Origin of the sequence: Mesorhizobium sp. M4B.F.Ca.ET.143.01.1.1 (assembly GCF_004792275.1) — a bacterium.
Taxonomy (GTDB): Bacteria; Pseudomonadota; Alphaproteobacteria; order Rhizobiales; family Rhizobiaceae; genus Mesorhizobium; species Mesorhizobium abyssinicae.
The window spans coordinates 648,097-662,223 of record NZ_SRSR01000003.1 but is presented as its reverse complement, the minus strand read 5'-3'; the positions used below and the strand labels follow the sequence as shown (position 1 = coordinate 662,223).

At 64.4% G+C, this 14,127-nt stretch carries 16 protein-coding genes; 11 read left to right on the top strand and 5 right to left on the bottom strand.

Features of this window, described 5'->3' with window-relative positions; all coding sequences use genetic code 11:
• Positions 1-200 precede the first annotated feature (200 nt).
• The 3 genes from EN786_RS10515 to EN786_RS10505 all read right to left on the bottom strand — a co-directional run bounded on the left by EN786_RS10515 (position 201) and on the right by EN786_RS10505 (position 3,390).
• The gene (locus EN786_RS10515; protein ID WP_127311889.1) at positions 201-932 is read right to left on the bottom strand and encodes a dienelactone hydrolase family protein; all 732 of its coding nucleotides are present in this window, start codon (positions 930-932) and stop codon (positions 201-203) included.
• A gap of 104 nt (positions 933-1,036) precedes the next feature.
• A complete protein-coding gene (locus tag EN786_RS10510) occupies positions 1,037-1,726 on the bottom strand; it encodes a 4Fe-4S dicluster domain-containing protein (RefSeq protein WP_127311888.1) in 690 nt (229 codons plus the stop codon).
• Positions 1,727-1,815: 89 nt separating this feature from the next.
• Positions 1,816-3,390: a trimethylamine methyltransferase family protein gene (locus EN786_RS10505; protein WP_127285138.1), complete on the bottom strand. Its 1,575-nt coding sequence runs from the start codon at positions 3,388-3,390 to the stop codon at positions 1,816-1,818.
• A gap of 274 nt (positions 3,391-3,664) precedes the next feature.
• Here EN786_RS10505 and EN786_RS10500 point away from each other — a divergent pair, with 274 nt between their 5' ends.
• Positions 3,665-4,363, top strand: a complete 699-nt coding sequence (locus tag EN786_RS10500) for a B12-binding domain-containing protein (RefSeq protein WP_127285137.1) — start codon at positions 3,665-3,667, stop codon at positions 4,361-4,363.
• Between the two features lie 84 nt (positions 4,364-4,447).
• Here EN786_RS10500 and EN786_RS10495 read toward each other — a convergent pair whose 3' ends face one another.
• The gene (locus EN786_RS10495; protein WP_127393868.1) at positions 4,448-4,588 is read right to left on the bottom strand and encodes an entericidin A/B family lipoprotein; all 141 of its coding nucleotides are present in this window, start codon (positions 4,586-4,588) and stop codon (positions 4,448-4,450) included.
• A 64-nt stretch (positions 4,589-4,652) separates the two neighbouring features.
• Here EN786_RS10495 and EN786_RS10490 point away from each other — a divergent pair, with 64 nt between their 5' ends.
• The 7 genes from EN786_RS10490 to EN786_RS10460 all read left to right on the top strand — a co-directional run bounded on the left by EN786_RS10490 (position 4,653) and on the right by EN786_RS10460 (position 10,075).
• Entirely contained in the window at positions 4,653-5,282 is a 630-nt protein-coding gene (locus EN786_RS10490; protein ID WP_127311102.1) for a DUF1638 domain-containing protein, read from the top strand.
• 25 nt (positions 5,283-5,307) lie between these two features.
• Positions 5,308-5,886, top strand: coding sequence for a DUF4893 domain-containing protein (locus EN786_RS10485; protein WP_127311103.1), 579 nt, complete (start codon positions 5,308-5,310; stop codon positions 5,884-5,886).
• A gap of 144 nt (positions 5,887-6,030) precedes the next feature.
• Positions 6,031-6,813: a formyl transferase gene (locus EN786_RS10480; protein WP_127311104.1), complete on the top strand. Its 783-nt coding sequence runs from the start codon at positions 6,031-6,033 to the stop codon at positions 6,811-6,813.
• Positions 6,814-7,040: 227 nt separating this feature from the next.
• Positions 7,041-7,343: a virulence factor gene (locus EN786_RS10475; RefSeq protein ID WP_127285133.1), complete on the top strand. Its 303-nt coding sequence runs from the start codon at positions 7,041-7,043 to the stop codon at positions 7,341-7,343.
• Positions 7,336-7,935 carry a methylenetetrahydrofolate reductase C-terminal domain-containing protein gene (locus EN786_RS10470; RefSeq protein WP_127285132.1) on the top strand — a complete coding sequence of 200 codons (600 nt, stop codon included), beginning with the start codon at positions 7,336-7,338 and terminating at the stop codon, positions 7,933-7,935. Before EN786_RS10475 ends, EN786_RS10470 begins: the two co-directional genes overlap by 8 nt.
• Positions 7,932-9,023, top strand: a complete 1,092-nt coding sequence (locus EN786_RS10465) for a methylenetetrahydrofolate reductase (protein ID WP_127285131.1) — start codon at positions 7,932-7,934, stop codon at positions 9,021-9,023. Before EN786_RS10470 ends, EN786_RS10465 begins: the two co-directional genes overlap by 4 nt.
• 80 nt (positions 9,024-9,103) lie before the next feature.
• Positions 9,104-10,075 (top strand): methyltetrahydrofolate cobalamin methyltransferase, encoded by a 972-nt coding sequence (locus EN786_RS10460; RefSeq protein ID WP_127285130.1) that lies wholly within the window; start codon positions 9,104-9,106, stop codon positions 10,073-10,075.
• Positions 10,076-10,154: 79 nt separating this feature from the next.
• Here the strand turns inward: EN786_RS10460 and EN786_RS10455 are convergent, their stop codons facing one another.
• A complete protein-coding gene (locus EN786_RS10455; protein WP_127285129.1) occupies positions 10,155-10,415 on the bottom strand; it encodes a hypothetical protein in 261 nt (86 codons plus the stop codon).
• 71 nt (positions 10,416-10,486) lie between these two features.
• Here EN786_RS10455 and EN786_RS10450 point away from each other — a divergent pair, with 71 nt between their 5' ends.
• From EN786_RS10450 to EN786_RS10440, 3 genes are all read left to right on the top strand, one after another.
• On the top strand, positions 10,487-12,556 hold the full coding sequence (locus EN786_RS10450; protein WP_127311105.1) for an ASKHA domain-containing protein: 2,070 nt from the start codon (positions 10,487-10,489) through the stop codon (positions 12,554-12,556).
• A 184-nt stretch (positions 12,557-12,740) separates the two neighbouring features.
• The gene (locus EN786_RS10445) at positions 12,741-12,926 is read left to right on the top strand and encodes a hypothetical protein (RefSeq protein ID WP_127284688.1); all 186 of its coding nucleotides are present in this window, start codon (positions 12,741-12,743) and stop codon (positions 12,924-12,926) included.
• A gap of 242 nt (positions 12,927-13,168) precedes the next feature.
• The gene (locus tag EN786_RS10440) at positions 13,169-14,116 is read left to right on the top strand and encodes an alpha/beta hydrolase (protein WP_127284689.1); all 948 of its coding nucleotides are present in this window, start codon (positions 13,169-13,171) and stop codon (positions 14,114-14,116) included.
• Positions 14,117-14,127: the final 11 nt, after the last annotated feature.

The following is a 14,127-nucleotide window of genomic DNA, read 5'->3' as shown; positions in this document are numbered from 1 at the left end:
CGGGGTCGATGGAACGGCGGACGAAGACCCTCGCTCTCCCACGGGCTTCAAGGCCCAAAGATGCTCCGGTCTCTCGTCCGCCACCGCACCTGCTGCAATAGCAGAGTCGGCAAGGGACAAGTTACAAAGGTGTCCGAAGGACGGACAACGTTCGAAGGCTCGCGCTACATGGTGCCCTCGCCGCGATCTGCGAGAGAAGGCTAGCCAAGCGTCTCGGCAAACAGCGTCGTCAAGCGCTTCCAATGGCGCTCGGCGGCGGCCGCGTCGTAGACGCTGTGGTCGGGCACGCACCAGCCATGCGCCACGCCGACATAGTTCTCGATCGCGTGGTCGACCTCGGCCACCCTCAGCGCTTCGGCCAGTCGCGCCGACTGCTCCGGCGGAAAGCTGCGGTCGACGCCGGCTACGCCGACATAGACCCTGGCCTTGATTGACGCCGCCTTGCGATGCGGGCTGTCGGCGGCATCGCTGGCCAGATTGCCGCCATGGAAGCTCGCCGCGGCGGCGATCCGGTCCGGATAGCTCGCCGCCGCGTTAAGCGCCCGCGCGCCGCCCATGCAGTAGCCGACGACGCCAACCGGCCCGGTGATCCCTGCGGCGGTCAGCGCATCGAGGAAGGCGGCGCCGTCGCGGATGGTCATGCCCTGCGTCGTGCCGCCGCTCAGCATCAAAAGCGCAGCCTTGCTCTTTTCCTCGGCAAAGGCGGTCTTGGGGTCGAACGGACCATAGGGCACATAGCGATAGAAGAGATCGGGCACCAGCACCGCATAGCCATGCCCCGCGAGCCGCCCGGCCATCTGGTCGAGCGCCGGGCGCGGACCGAAAATATCCATGTACAGGATGATTCCGGCCTTGGCCGGCGCGGCTGGACGAAACAGCCGGGCTTTCGCCGAACCATCCTGGGTCTTGATCTCAAGGTCCTGCTTCGTCATTGCGCGCTCCGCTTGTTGCCACGCGATAGATATCCGCGTCGGCCGTCAGGGCAAGCCAGGACATCTCAATCGCAGTCAAGTTCCCGTGCGACTCGGAACCATCTCTACAGGCCGGCGAACGCCGCCATGTGGAAGGCCTGAACATCGGCTGGGTAGCGATAGTCGGAGCCATAGGGGCAGGCGTTGCGGTCGAGGCAGCCGCCGCTGCGGCAAGGCGCGCCATCGGCGCCGCGCACATGCGCCAGACAGGCCTGGTTCGTGAAGCCGTCCGCCGCATAGGCGTCGACCGGGCAGGATTTCAGGCAAGGTTTGTCGACACATGCATCGCAAAGGTGAATCGATGCCTCAGGTGCGGGGATGGCAATCGCCTCCTCGAACAGCAGCGCGCCGCGATAGGCATGCCAAAGCCCGTAGCGCGGGTGCATGAGGATACCCAGTGGCGACGGCCTTAGCCCCTCCGCCCGCATCGCCCATTGCTGGAACGGCAGATAGGGCCTGTCGGAGGGCGACACGGCGCGCGCGCCGAACTTTTCCGCGACCGAACCGATCACCCCGCGCGCCCATGTGTCGAGCGGATCGGCGATGGCCTGCGGTTGCCGCTCCCGCCAGCGCAGGAAATGCGGCCACGGCGCAGCACCCGCCTGCCCGACCAGCAGGATGGACCTGGCGGGCATGCCGGAGCGCCCGGCGGGTGCTGTGTCCTGGCTGGTGAAACGGAAGCCGCCGCGCAGGATCAAGCCATCGACCGCGAGCACGGCCGAGATATCGTCGACCGTGCCGCGCGAAACAATCATCCCTTCTTGCCCGGCTCGGAGAATGCGCTCCGCCAGACTTCCTTGTGGATGATGTCGGCCACTTTAGCCCGGCCTGACTCGGGCTCCTTTCAAGTGAAGGCGTCGGCCATCGAGCCTTTCTTCCTGGCGATGAAGTCGGTCAGGGCTTCCTCGATCGCCGGATCGAGGTAAGGCGCCTCGTAGCTTTCCAGCCAGCGGCGGGCGAGCTCGTTGGCCCGCTGCGGCGCGGTCTTTTCGCCTTCCGCCAGCCACTGCTCGTAGGAATTGTTGTCGGCAATGTTGGAGCGGTAGAAGGCGGTCTGGAAATTGGCCTGGGTGTGGTCGCAGCCGAGATAGTGGCTGCCCGGACCGACCTGGCGGATGGCGTCCATCGCCTGGCCGTTTTCCGACAGGTCGACGCCCTCGGAGAATTTCTGCTGCATGCCGAGCTGGTCGATGTCCATCATGAACTTCTCGTAGCAGGACGCCAGCCCGCCCTCGAGCCAGCCGGCCGAGTGCAGCACGAAATTCGCACCGGCAAGAATGGTCGAGTTCAGCGTGTTGGCGCTCTCGTAAGCCGCCTGCGCGTCCGGAACCTTCGCGGCGCAGAGCGAGCCGCCGGTGCGGAACGGCAGGCCGAGACGGCGGGCAAGCTGCGCGGCGCCATAGGAGACCAGCGACGGTTCCGGCGTGCCGAAGGTCGGCGCGCCCGACTGCATCGAGATCGACGAGGCGAAAGTGCCGAACAGCACCGGCGCGCCCGGCCGGATCAGCTGCGTGAACGAAGCGCCGGCCAGCACTTCGGCCAGCACCTGCGTCAGCGTGCCGGCGACAGTCACCGGGCTCATCGCGCCGGCAAGGATGAACGGCGTGACGATGCAGGCCTGGTTGTGGCGCGAATAGACCTTCAACGCGCCGAGCATCGTCTCGTCGAACACCATCGGCGAGTTGGCGTTGATCAGGCTGGTCAGCACCGTGTTGTTCTCGACGAAGTCGTCGCCGAAAACGAGTTTGGCCATCGCCACCGTGTCCTCGGCGCGCTCCGGCGCGGTCACCGAGCCCATGAACGGCTTGTCGGAATATTTGATATGGCTGTAGACCATATCGAGATGGCGCTTGTTGACGGGAACGTCGACCGGCTCGCACACCGTGCCGCCCGAATGGTGGATCGACGGCGCCATATAGGCGAGCTTCACGAAGTTCCGGAAATCCTCGATCGTCGCATAGCGGCGGTTGCCGTCGAGATCGCGCACGAAGGGCGGGCCATAGACCGGCGCGAACACCGTCGCTTTACCGCCGACCTGCACCGAGCGTTCGGGGTTGCGCGCATGCTGGGTGTAGACGGACGGCGCTGTCTTCAGCAGCGAACGGCAGAGCCCCTTCGGGAAATGCACGCGCTCGCCCTTGACGTCGGCGCCGGCCTCTTTCCAGAGCTGCAGGGCTTCGGCGTCGTCGCGGAAGATGATGCCGATCTCTTCGAGCACCGTGTCGGTGTTCTTCTCGATCAGCGCCAGGCCTTCCTCGTCCAGCACTTCATAGACGTTGATCTTGCGCTTGATGTAGGTGAGCTGGGTGCCCGGACCGCCGCCCGAGCGCGCTGCCCGTCGCGCCGCCGCGCCACTGCCAGCGCCGCGCCCGCGTCTGCCGCTCGACGGCTCCTGCTCGACTGCCGCGTTCTCGCTCATGATCGTTCTTCCCTGATTTTGTTCTGACCTGATGTGGATTGCGGCCGCGTGCGGCTGCTTCTCGCCGGATCGTAGCCATGCACCCTATTCGAAACGGCCAGCCAGCGCCAACGCCTGTCGCAAAATCGACAAGAATTCCAATAGATTTGCGGTCGCTTTCCTTTTGCGGGAAGTCGCAAATCAGCTATGGATACGCGGCCCTCGCGGGTTAGGTATTGGCGCATCGATTTTAGGCTGCCGCAGACATTCCAAGCAGCAAGGAGCCCGAGAAAAAATGTCCGACGACGAGATCATCCTTTCCGAGCTTTCCGACGACGAGCTCGTGCAGCAGATGCACGACGACCTTTATGACGGGCTGAAGGAAGAGATCGAGGAAGGCACCAACATCCTTCTCGAGCGCGGCTGGGTTCCCTACAAGGTGCTGACCGAGGCGCTGGTCGAAGGCATGCGCATCGTCGGCGAGGATTTTCGCGACGGCATCCTGTTCGTGCCGGAAGTGCTGCTGTCGGCCAACGCCATGAAGGCCGGCATGGCCATCCTTCGTCCACTGCTCGCCGCCACCGGCGCGCCCAAGCAGGGCAAGATGGTGATCGGCACCGTCAAGGGCGACATCCACGACATCGGCAAGAACCTGGTCGGCATGATGATGGAGGGCGCCGGCTTCGACGTCATCGATCTCGGCATCAACAATGCGGTCGAGAAGTATCTGGAGGCGATCGAGCAGCACCAGCCCGACATCATCGGCATGTCGGCGCTGCTGACCACCACCATGCCCTACATGAAGGTCGTCATCGACACGATGAAGGAGAAGGGCATCCGCGACGACTATGTCGTGCTGGTCGGCGGCGCGCCGCTCAACGAGGAGTTCGGCAAGGCCGTCGGCGCCGACGCCTATTGCCGCGACGCGGCGGTGGCGGTCGAGACCGCCAAGGACTTCATGAAGCGCAAGCACAATGTGCGGGCTTCGGCTTGAGCCCAGCGGCTTCGCAATGAACGATGAAAAAAGCCGCGCCTTGCAGCGCGGCTTTTTTGTTCCCAGATTCTGGAAGACCGTGGATCAGGGATTCTTGACCGTGTCCTCGACGGCATTGGCGGTCGATTTGACGTCCTTGCCGACACCGCGGATCGTATTGGCGCAGGCCGAAAGGGCCAGCGCGCAGGCAAGAATGGCGATGGGGCCAAGGCGCGACAGTTTCATGGACGGTGTCTCCCTCGTTCTGTAGGTAAGAAGATAACGCAACCAAATCGGTTCGGCTGGTTCTATGAGTGCGGTGCGAAAAGCGCAACCCGATCAAGGCGAAAGGCTGCTCGTCATCGCCTGCGGGATGATTGCGCGCGAAGTTCTGGCCGTCAAGCAGCAGCTCGCGCTCGACCATCTCGACCTGACCTGCCTGCCGGCGGAGTTCCATTTCTATCCGGACCGCATCCCGCCGGCGATGGACAAGGCGATCGAAAAGGCCAAGGCGGAGGGCTACCGGCACATCTTCGTCGGCTATGCCGACTGCGGCACCGGCGGCATGCTTGATCGCATCTGCGAGAAGCACGGCGTCGAGCGCATGGCCGGACCGCACTGCTTCGCCTTCTACCAGGGCATGGACGCCTACGCGAAGGTCGCCGACGACGACATGATGTCGTTCTACATGACCGACTTCCTCTGCCGCCAGTTCGACGCCTTCTTCATGAAGCCGCTTGGCCTCGACAGGCATCCCGAGCTGATCAAGGACTATTTCGGCAATTACCAGAAGCTGGTCTATATCGCCCAGACCGACGATCCGGGGCTCGACAGGGTCGCGGAGAAGGCAGCCGCGCTGCTCGGCCTGGCCTATGAGCGCCGCTCGACCGGCTATGGCGATCTGACGACGGAACTGGCCGAGGCCGCCGCGTGCGGCTGACCTGCTGATCAAGAGGGGGGAATCGATGCGTTTTCGGACTTTGCTTCTGTCTGTGTGTCTGGGTGCCGGCTTGACCCTGCCGGCTCACGCCGATGGCGAGGTGCAAAAACTGATCACCGCTGCCGACAAGACGCGGCTCGACAAATATGGCGAGACGCGCAAGGCCGCCCTCGAGGAGGCCAAGGCCGGCGACCCGGCCGAGGTCAAGCAGTTGGATACCCTCCTCGCCAAGCCGCTGGTGGCGTTTTCCGACAAGGACCTGACCGGCACCTGGAAATGCCGCACCATCAAGGCCGGTGGTTTGAGCCCGCTCGTCATCTATGGCTGGTTCAAATGCAAGGTGAGCGATGACGGCTCCGGCTGGAGACTGGAAAAGATCAGCGGCTCGCAGCGCACCAAGGGCCGCTTCTTCGACGAGAGCGAAAAGCGCGCCATCTATCTCGGCTCGTTCACCGTCAACGAAGATCCGGCCAAACCCTATGGCAGCGGCCCGCAGAGCGACCAGGTCGGCTATGCCTTCCGCAACAGCGCCGCCGAATGGCGCATTGAATTCCCGGCGCCCTACTACGAATCAAAGCTCGACATCATGGAATTCAAGCGCTGATTCCTCCCCCAAAGGCCGTCGGCCTCGCGCCGTCACCAAGGATTAACCCCGCCAGCCTAGCATGCCGCGCGTTTGCGCAAGCCGCTCCCATCCGGGCGCGCCGGGCGCTCCGACACCAGGTGTTCCCAGGGGGCGGCACGAACCATGGCAGCGCCAATGGCAGATCCACGACCGATCGTCGTCGTCACCGAGGGCGGTCCGCACATCTGGGCGATCGTCAACGCCATCGCCGATCGGCTCGGCCCTGTCAGCGTCGTCCTCGAAACACCTGAATCCAAAAAGCAATTGCTTCTCGGCCGGGCTCGGCGCCAGGGCTGGATCTCGGCCATCGGACAGCTCGGCACCATGGTGCTGACGCGGCTCGGCAAACGGTTCTTTTCCGGCCATGCGGCACGATTGATCGCCGAGCAGAAACTGGAGACCGAACCCCGCCCCGGCCAGACCATCATCGACATCCCCTCGGCCAATGGGCCGGAGTGCCTTCGGGCGATCGCCGACCTCCAGCCGGGTGTGGTGCTGCTGGCCGGCTGCCGGCTGCTGTCGCGGCAGACGCTGGCGAAGATAGCCTGTCCGGTGCTTAACTATCATGCCGGCATCGCCCCCAAATATCGCGGCATGAATGGCGGCTACTGGGCGCTGGCCTCGGGCGACGCGGGCAATTTCGGCAGCACCGTGCATCTGGTCGATGCCGGCGTCGACACCGGCGGCGTGCTGCGACAGGCGCGCGGCAAGCCTGAACCGGGCGACACCATCTCAAGCTACGCGCTGCGGCAGGCGGCATTCTCGCGCGACATCTGCGTCGAAGCGGTCGGCGACGCACTGGCGGGCAAGCTCGCCACATTCGATCCCGGCCTGCCCTCGAAACAGTGGTATCATCCGACGATCTGGTACTACCTTTGGACCGGCTTGACGAAGCGCATCTGGTAGCCGGCTGGCCGCGCTATTTCACCTTTCTTTTTGCGACCTCCAATAGCGTCGCTTTTGAATGCGCGCGCGTCGTCCCATAACAAGCGGCCCCAGTGCGCATGCGGCAATGCTCGCAGCTGCTGCATCGGCCCGAAGTCGGAAAGCACGATGCAGCGAAGTTGAAGTGGTAGAGCGTCCTTTGTGCGTCCGAGAAGGACGCACGGCGCTCTACGGGGAGTGAGAAATTTATGGCCGATCTGATCGTCGTCTACTGGCGCGACATCCCTGCCCAGGTCATCGTCAGGAAGGGCCGGCAGAACGCCAAGCGCGAACTGCCGCTGCGCTTCACCGAGGCGATCGACATGTGCGCCATGCGCACCGGCGCTGGCGGCACCGACGACTATCTGGCCGAATGGCGCAAGGCCGACCCGGTTCCGGTCGGCGACGACCTCGAGGCCGAGGTCGAAAGGGCCTTCCACGAGCTCGACACGAAATACGACCGCGAGCGGCTGGTCGCTCTGGTCAAGGCGGGCGGAAAAGAAAATGTCTGAACAGCAACCGGCGGTTACCCAGGCCACTCTGGTCAAGAAGGCAGCGCCGAAATCCGACTACAAGCCGGCCGACGTTTCGCCGCAGCGGCGCGTCCAGCGTTCCTTCGCGGTGAGATTGTGGTCTATCCGGCACTCGCGATTGCTCGAATGGTTCTACAGCCGCTTCGCCGACATCTTCCTGCTGTTGCATCCCTTGTGGAAAGGCATCGGCTACGGTCGCGTCGAGGCTCCGGTCAAGTTCGTCGAGAAGCGCGTCAAGGGCTTCATGTTCGACTGTCGCATGTGCGGCCAGTGCGTATTGTCCTCGACCGGCATGTCCTGCCCGATGAACTGCCCGAAGCAGCTTCGCAACGGCCCGTGCGGCGGCGTGCGCGCCAATGGCAATTGCGAGGTCGAGCCCAACATGCCCTGCGTCTGGGTCAAGGCCTGGGAAGGTTCGCGCAACATGGTGCATGGCGACAAGATCCTCGACGTGCAGAAGCCGGTCGACCAGTCGCTGCGTGAAACCTCCGCCTGGCTGCGCGTGACCGCGCAGGCAGCCGCCGCACGCCAGCCGGCCGACAATGCAACCAAGACCGGAGCGTCCGCATGACCATCCGCCAGCGCGACGAGAACCCGGCCGGCATCCACCTGCCACTCGATCCCTTGCCCGGCCACACCTCGCGCGGCCGTCTGGAGCGCGTGCTGAGGCGCGGCGAGTTCGCGGTGACCACCGAGCTCAACCCGCCGGACAGCGCCGATCCGGAGGACGTTTACAACCGAGCCAAGATCTTCGACGGCTGGGTCGACGCCATCAACGCCGTCGATGCCTCCGGCGCCAACTGCCACATGTCCTCGGTCGGCATCTGCGCGCTGCTCACCCGCATGGGCTATGCCCCGATCATGCAGATCGCCTGCCGCGACAAGAACCGCATCGCCATCCAGGGCGACGTGCTGGGCGGCGCCGCGATGGGCGTCGCCAACATGCTCTGCCTCACCGGCGACGGTGTGCAGGCCGGCGACCAGCCCGGCGCCAAGCCGGTGTTCGACCTCGATTCCATGTCGCTGCTCGAGACCTGCCGCATCATGCGCGACAACGGCAAGTTCCTTTCGGGCCGCAAGCTGACGACGCCGCCGCAGATCTTCCTCGGCGCCGCCGTCAATCCCTTCGCCCCGCCCTTCGACTTCCGCCCCATCCATCTCGGCAAGAAGATCGCCGCCGGCGCCCAGTTCGTGCAGACGCAGTACTGTTTCGACGTACCGATGTTCAAAACCTTCATGCAGAAAGCGCGTGACCTCGGCCACACCGAGAAGGTTTTCGTCCTGTGCGGCGTCGGGCCGCTGGCCTCGGCCAAGACGGCCAAGTGGATCCGTTCCAACGTGCCGGGCATCCATATCCCCGACGCGATCATCAAGCGGTTGGAAGGCGCCCAGGACCAGAAGAAGGAAGGCAAGCAGCTCTGCATCGACATCATCAACGAGGTGAAGGAAATCCCAGGCGTCGCCGGCGTCCATGTGATGGCCTACCGCCAGGAGGAGTACGTCGCCGAGATCGTCGATGAATCGGGCGTGCTGAAGGGCCGCCAGCCATGGAAGCGCGAAATCCGCCGCGACGACCAGCTGGTCGCCGACCGGCTCGACCACATTCTGCATGACGAGATTACCGAAACCCAGGTGGACATGGTGAAGACCGCGCATTGAAGGACGCGGCCGTCACCATTCGCTTGAACGAAATCAGATAACGATATAAAGAACTCTTTATATCACGACGGAGAGATTGCATGACCCGCACCATCGTCGCGTCCGCGACCAAAGAAATCATCATCGGCTTCGACCAGCCCTTCTGCGTGATCGGCGAGCGCATCAACCCGACGGGCCGCAAGAAGCTCGCCGCCGAAATGGTGGCCGGCAACTTCGAGACCGTCATCAAGGATGCGCTGGAGCAGGCCGCGTGCGGCGCCACCATGCTCGACGTCAATGCCGGCGTCACCGCCGTCGACCCCAACGCCACCGAGCCGGCGCTGCTGGTGCAGACGCTGGAGATCGTGCAGGGCCTGGTCGACCTGCCGCTGTCGATCGACAGTTCGGTCACCGCCGCCATCGAGGCGGCGCTGAAGGTCGCCAAGGGCCGGCCGCTGGTCAATTCCGTCACCGGCGAGGAAGAGAAGCTTGAAGCCATCCTGCCGCTGGTCAAGAAGTACAATGTCCCGGTCGTCGCCATCTCCAACGACGAGACCGGCATCTCGATGGACCCGGATGTCCGCTTCGCCGTCGCCAAGAAGATCGTCGAGCGCTGCGCCGATTTCGGCATTCCCGCCCATGACGTCGTCGTCGACCCGCTGGTGATGCCGATCGGGGCGCTGGGCGATGCCGGCCGCCAGGTGTTCGCGCTGCTGCGCCGTCTTCGCGAGGAGCTCAAGGTCAACACCACCTGCGGCCTTTCCAACATTTCGTTCGGCCTGCCGCACCGCCACGGCATCAACGCCGCCTTCATCCCGATGGTGATCGGCGCCGGCATGACCTCGGCGATCATGAACCCGGTGCGTCCGCAGGAAATGGAAGCGGTGCGCGGCGCCAATGTGCTCAACGGCACCGACGAGAACTGCACCAACTGGATCCGCACCTACAAGGACTACAAGCCGGCCGAGGGCGGCCACGCCGTCGCCGCCCCCGTGGCGGTTACCGCTCCTGGCGAAGGCGCCGCTGGCGGCCGCCGCCGCGGTGGCCGTGAAGCCCGGATGGCCAGGGGATAAGCGCGCAATCGTGAGCCTTTCCGCAAACCTCGCTGAACCGATCGCACCTTTGGTGTGGTCGGTTCAGTCTGCTTTGCGCTCAGGCCAGGCCCAGGATCGCGTCGAACACGGCCATCCCCGCCCACGATCCGAAAATGCCGGTCGCGCCGCCAACGATGAGATCATCGTCGGCGGCAGGCCAGAAGGCGTGCAGCAGCAATGCCGCAACGATCGCGCCGACAATGCCGGACGCCAGATATTGCGGATTGTGCAGCCAGCGGCCCTTCAGCACCCGCACCATCGTGAAAGCGGTGAATATGGCGGACAGCAGGAGATCGGACATGGTTGGCCTCTGGACCATCAAACACTCCACCCAACAGTGAAACGATCCGTTAAACGGCATCGACAATCATCACCGAGACCCATGCAGGCATGAACTCGCACACCAACATCACCGACCCGCTCGTGCTGTTCATGCCGTCCGGCAAGCGCGGCCGGTTCCCGGTCGGCACGCCGGTGCTCGATGCCGCGCGCCAGCTCGGTGTCTATGTCGAGAGCGTGTGCGGCGGGCGCGCCACCTGCGGACGCTGCCAGATCGAGGTGCAGGAAGGCAATTTCGCCAAGCACAAGATCACCTCCTCCAATGACCACATCTCGGCCAAGGGCGCCAAGGAGGAGCGCTACGAACGCGTTCGCGGTCTGCCCGAGCGGCGGCGCCTGTCCTGCTCGGCGCAGATCCTCGGCGACCTCGTCATCGACGTGCCGCAGGATACGGTCATCAACGCCCAGACCATCCGCAAGGACGCCGACACCAGGGTCATCGCCCGCGATACCGCGATCCGCATGTGCTATGTCGAGATCGAAGAGCCCGACATGCACAAGCCGCTCGGCGATCTCGATCGGCTGAAGATCGCGCTGATGAAGGACTGGGGCTTCAAGAGCCTCGAGTTCGACTTCTATCTGCTGCCGCAGGTGCAGGGCATCCTGCGCAAAGGCAACTGGACGGCCACCGCCGCCATCCACAAGGATGCCGACAGCGACATCGCGCGCGTCATAGCGCTTTGGCCGGGCCTCAAGAACGAGGCCTACGGGCTGGCCTGCGACATCGGTTCGACCACCATCGCCATGCATCTGGTGTCGCTGCTGTCGGGCCGCGTCGCCGCCTCGTCGGGCACGTCCAATCCGCAGATCCGCTTCGGCGAGGATCTGATGAGCCGCGTCTCCTATGTGATGATGAACCCGGACGGCCGCGAGGGCATGACGGTCGCCGTGCGCGAGGCGGTCTCCGGCCTCGTCGACAAGGTCTGCGCCGAAGGCAATGTCCATCGCAACGACATCCTGGATTCCGTCTTCGTCGGTAATCCCATCATGCACCACCTCTTCCTTGGCATCGATCCGACGGAGCTTGGCGGCGCTCCCTTCGCGCTCGCTGTGTCGGGCGCCGTGCGCATCAAGGCCTCCGACATCGGCCTGAAGCTGAACCAGGGCGCGCGCCTTTACATGCTGCCCTGCATTGCCGGCCATGTCGGCGCCGACGCTGCGGCCGTCACACTGTCGGAAGGGCCGCACCGCCAGGACGAGATGATGCTGATCGTCGACGTCGGCACCAATGCCGAGATCGTGCTCGGCAACTCGACGCGGGTGGTGGCGGCCTCCTCGCCCACCGGGCCCGCTTTCGAAGGCGCGGAAATTTCCGGAGGCCAGCGCGCCGCACCCGGCGCGATCGAGCGCGTGCGCATCGATCCCGAGACGCTGGAGCCGAAATACCGCGTCATCGGCTCGGAGCTTTGGTCGGACGAGCCGGGCTTCCTCGAAAGCGTGCAGGCGACCGGCGTCACCGGCATCTGCGGCTCCGGCATCATTGAGATAGTGGCGGAGATGTACCTTGCCGGCATCATCTCCGAGGACGGCGTGGTCGACGGCTCGCTCGCCGCGCGTTCGCCACGCGTCGTCGCCAATGGCCGCACTTTCTCCTATGTGCTGAAGGACGGCGAACCCAGGATCACCATCACCCAGAACGACGTGCGCGCCATTCAGCTCGCTAAGGCAGCCCTTTACGCCGGCACCAAGCTGCTGATGGAAAAGCAGAACACCGAGCATGTCGACCGCATCCATTTCGCCGGCGCCTTCGGCTCCTTCATCGATCCGAAATACGCCATGGTGCTTGGCCTGATCCCGGACTGCGATCTCGACAAGGTCTCGGCAGTCGGCAACGCCGCCGGCGCCGGTGCGCGCATGGCGCTGCTCAATCGCGGCTACCGCCGCGAGATCGAGGAGACGGTAAGCCGCATCGAGAAGATCGAGACCGCGCTTGAGCCGAAATTCCAGGAGCACTTCGTCTACGCCATGGCGCTGCCGAACAAGGTCGATCCGTTCCCCAAGCTTTCGGCTGCGGTGAAATTGCCGCCGCGCAAGACGGTCAGTGAGGACGGTGTTGCCGGCGACGCCACGCCGCGCCGGCGCTCGCGCGAGGGCCATGCGGCAAGGCGCGGCCGGGAATAGTAGCCTCTCGCCGCCTCCCAAAGTCTCCCATTTTCATTTGCATGCAAATGTTTCCGGATCTCCCGATCCGGAAACCGAAACGCCGTTTTCGTGAAATCGGCTGGAAACACGCCGGGCGCATTTAGGCACCCGTCGAACGGCAGGCCGGAAATGTCTTCCCGCCGCCGCTTCCGGAGGAAACACCATGTCGATGTTCGAAAGCCTCGGCCGCTATGGGGTGGCCATCAAGCATGCGCACAGCAGGAACAAGTCGATCCGGGCTCTGAACAGTCTGCCCGTCGACATCCAGAAGGATATCGGCTGGCCGGCGTCGCCTCCGAATGATCCGCAGGCCGTGCTTTCCCAGTTGCTCCTGGGCTCGGCGCGCTGATGACCTTCGCCGACAAATGCAAGTTGCTGGCCAAGCGCCGGGGCCGTGATGCGGCTCCGGCCGCCGGCGACAACAAACTGCGCGTCGCCTTGCTGCCGCGCCGCTAGACTGGATGCAGCGGCACGGCAGGATCACACAAGCGTGTTGCACCCGGCGCAAATCTTGACATTTCCGCCCCAGACACGATCTTCGGATTAGAGGGGAATTCTCTTAGTCGGCTCCGCCGAAGTTCGTGTATCCGCATGCCCAGCTTCAAAAGCCACGTCGTTTCTTTTGTCCTCAGGCATAGCCGCAAGCAGGCCTTTTCCAGTCCGGAAAACCTGCAGCGCTGGATCGCCTATGCGCGCAAGACCGAGGATCACCATCCGCCGGCCTCGCTGCGTTCCCGCTTCGACATCGCCGAGCGCATGGTGAACGGCTTTCCCGTTTATGAGATCGCGCCAAGGACCGGCGAGCTCAAGCGCATGCTCTATCTGCATGGCGGCGCCTTTGTCTTCCAGATCACCTCCTACCATTGGGGCCTGATCGCCGAGATGGCCGAGCGGCTGGGCTTCGGCATCACCGTGCCGATCTACCCGATCGCGCCCGAGCACGACTTCCACGCCATGTTCGGCATGGTCGGCAAGGTCTACCGGCAGATGCTCGAGGAGACGGAAGCCGCGGACATCGTCTTCATGGGCGATTCCGCCGGCGGCAACATGGCCGTGGTGCTGACCATGATGGCGGCCGAGGACGCCTTGCCGCTCCCCTCGCACCACGTCCTGATTTCGCCCGGGCTCGACATGTCGCTCTCCAACCCCGAAGTGTTCGAGGCTGAGCGCAACGATCCGTGGCTTGGCATAGCCGGCGGGCTGGAGGCGATCCGGCTCTACAGCGCCGGCATCGATCGCGCGGACTGGCACATCAGCCCGCTCTACGGCGACCTTTCGGTATTGCCGAAGACGCTGCTATTGACCGGCTCGCACGACCTGCTCACCCCCGACAACCTGATCTTCGCCGAGAAGGCGCGGGCCGCCGGCGTCGAGGTGGAGGTCGTCTATGAGGAAGGTATGTTCCACGTCTGGCCGCTGATCGAGATGCCGGAGACGCGGCGCGCGCGCAACAGCATCGTTGCCTTCCTGACTGGGGAAACCAGGGCGCGGCCGGTCAAGGCTCGTGGCTGGTCGCTTGAGGGTCAGGCCGCGACCTGACCCTTACCCGG

Bases quoted from the DNA above. Each gene is read 5' to 3' on its own strand.
- EN786_RS10450 (WP_127311105.1), top strand. From the start codon at position 10,487: ATGAACTCGCACACCAACATCACCGACCCGCTCGTGCTGTTCATGCCG.
- EN786_RS10460 (WP_127285130.1), top strand. From the start codon at position 9,104: ATGACCCGCACCATCGTCGCGTCCGCGACCAAAGAAATCATCATCGGC.
- EN786_RS10445 (WP_127284688.1), top strand. From the start codon at position 12,741: ATGTCGATGTTCGAAAGCCTCGGCCGCTATGGGGTGGCCATCAAGCAT.
- EN786_RS10505 (WP_127285138.1), bottom strand. From the start codon at position 3,390: ATGAGCGAGAACGCGGCAGTCGAGCAGGAGCCGTCGAGCGGCAGACGC.
- EN786_RS10490 (WP_127311102.1), top strand. From the start codon at position 4,653: ATGAGTGCGGTGCGAAAAGCGCAACCCGATCAAGGCGAAAGGCTGCTC.
- EN786_RS10480 (WP_127311104.1), top strand. From the start codon at position 6,031: ATGGCAGCGCCAATGGCAGATCCACGACCGATCGTCGTCGTCACCGAG.
- EN786_RS10500 (WP_127285137.1), top strand. From the start codon at position 3,665: ATGTCCGACGACGAGATCATCCTTTCCGAGCTTTCCGACGACGAGCTC.
- EN786_RS10475 (WP_127285133.1), top strand. From the start codon at position 7,041: ATGGCCGATCTGATCGTCGTCTACTGGCGCGACATCCCTGCCCAGGTC.
- EN786_RS10510 (WP_127311888.1), bottom strand. From the start codon at position 1,726: ATGATTGTTTCGCGCGGCACGGTCGACGATATCTCGGCCGTGCTCGCG.
- EN786_RS10465 (WP_127285131.1), top strand. From the start codon at position 7,932: ATGACCATCCGCCAGCGCGACGAGAACCCGGCCGGCATCCACCTGCCA.
- EN786_RS10455 (WP_127285129.1), bottom strand. From the start codon at position 10,415: ATGGTCCAGAGGCCAACCATGTCCGATCTCCTGCTGTCCGCCATATTC.
- EN786_RS10485 (WP_127311103.1), top strand. From the start codon at position 5,308: ATGCGTTTTCGGACTTTGCTTCTGTCTGTGTGTCTGGGTGCCGGCTTG.
- EN786_RS10515 (WP_127311889.1), bottom strand. From the start codon at position 932: ATGACGAAGCAGGACCTTGAGATCAAGACCCAGGATGGTTCGGCGAAA.
- EN786_RS10440 (WP_127284689.1), top strand. From the start codon at position 13,169: ATGCCCAGCTTCAAAAGCCACGTCGTTTCTTTTGTCCTCAGGCATAGC.
- EN786_RS10495 (WP_127393868.1), bottom strand. From the start codon at position 4,588: ATGAAACTGTCGCGCCTTGGCCCCATCGCCATTCTTGCCTGCGCGCTG.
- EN786_RS10470 (WP_127285132.1), top strand. From the start codon at position 7,336: ATGTCTGAACAGCAACCGGCGGTTACCCAGGCCACTCTGGTCAAGAAG.